Below are 1149 nucleotides of genomic sequence, written 5' to 3'. Positions count from 1 at the left end.
GATGACCGCACACCGTTATGCCGGCCGCCCGCAGACCACCTACGTCTATGACGCCAGCGGGAAGGTGACGGAACAGCATAACCCGGCGGGCCTGAGCTATCGCTACGGCTATGAAAAAAATGCCGTCGTCATTACCGACAGCCTGAACCGCCGCGAGGTGCTGCACACCGAAGGCGAAGGCGGACTGAAACGGGTGATTAAGGAAGAAAAAGCCGACGGCAGCACGATGACGCGGGAATTTGATAACGCGGGCCGCATGGTGGCGATGACGGATGCGGCCGGGCGTAAAACCGAATACCGGCTGAATGTCGGTTCCGGGAATGTGACGGAAATCGTCACGCCTGACGGCAGGTCCGTACGGTTCAGCTATAACGACCGGCGCCAGCTCATCTCCACCACCGGCACTGACGGCCTGCGCAGCCGGCAGGCGTTTGATAACCGGGGGCGTCTGACAGAGGAGAAATCCCGCAGCGGCGATATTACCCGTTATTTTTATGATGACCCGCACAGTGAACTGCCTTCTGCCATTGAAGACGCCACCGGCAGCAAAAAGTCCATGACGTGGGACCGCCACGGGCAGTTGCTGACCCTGACCGACTGCTCCGGCTACCGGACCTGCTATGAATACAACCGCTCCGGGCAGGTCACCGCCATTCACCGGGAGGAAGGTCTCAGCCAGTACCGCGCTTACGATGAACGGGGCAGACTTGTCAGCCTGAAGGATGCCGCAGGCCGCGAAACCCGCTATGAGTACAGTATGGCGGGTGACCTGACCGCCGTCATTCACCCGGACGGCAGCCGGCAGACCACAGCGTACGACGCCGCAGGCCACCCGGTGAGCACCACCGGAGGCGGCCTCACGCGGCAGATGGAATACGACGCCGCCGGGCGCGTCATCCGGCTTGCCAATGAGAACGGGGCCGGCACCACTTTTACTTACGACCTGCTGGACAGGCTGGTACAGGAAACGGGCTTTGACGGGCGGACGCAGCGTTATCACTACAGCGCCACCGGACAGCTTATCCGCAGCGAGGATGAAAGCCTGGTCACCCTGTGGCATTACGATGAAGCGGACCGTCTGACGCACCGCACCGTGAATGACGAACCGGCAGAACAGTGGCAGTACAACGAACGCGGCTGGCTGACGGA

Annotated in this window: 1 pseudogene; it reads left to right on the top strand. The window is 61.6% G+C overall.

What is annotated here, in order from left to right:
- Positions 1–1149, top strand: a pseudogene (locus OOJ60_RS24480) (RHS repeat protein); the annotation flags it as partial.

This window comes from Citrobacter sp. R4 (assembly GCF_026719175.1).
In the GTDB taxonomy this organism is placed as follows: Bacteria; Pseudomonadota; Gammaproteobacteria; order Enterobacterales; family Enterobacteriaceae; genus Citrobacter_A; species Citrobacter_A sedlakii.
This window is presented reverse-complemented; position numbering and strand designations above follow the sequence as displayed.